The 271-nt window shown below is 50.9% G+C and carries 1 tRNA gene and 1 rRNA gene; both read right to left on the minus strand.

Annotation, left to right across the window (positions count from 1 at the left end):
• Positions 1 to 49 precede the first annotated feature (49 nt).
• Positions 50 to 125, minus strand: a tRNA-Val gene (locus tag M3593_RS23845).
• Positions 126 to 135: 10 nt separating this feature from the next.
• Positions 136 to 251, minus strand: a 5S ribosomal RNA gene (rrf, locus tag M3593_RS23850).
• Between the last annotated feature and the right edge of the window lie 20 nt (positions 252 to 271).

The raw sequence follows: 271 nt of genomic DNA on the forward strand, positions 1-271 counted from the left end.
GCTCTACCAATTGAGCTACACCGGCATTTGTAATTATTAAAGGAATATATGGTGGAGGATGACGGGATCGAACCGCCGACCCTCTGCTTGTAAGGCAGATGCTCTCCCAGCTGAGCTAATCCTCCATTTGAAACTGCCCGGCGACGTCCTACTCTCACAGGGGGAAACCCCCAACTACCATCGGCGCTGAGAAGCTTAACTTCCGTGTTCGGTATGGGAACGGGTGTGACCTTCTCGCCATCGTCACCAGACAATTTTTCAAGACAATATC

Origin of the sequence: Mesobacillus sp. MER 48, assembly GCF_023714225.1 — a bacterium.
Taxonomy (GTDB): Bacteria; Bacillota; Bacilli; order Bacillales; family Cytobacillaceae; genus Mesobacillus; species Mesobacillus oceanisediminis_A.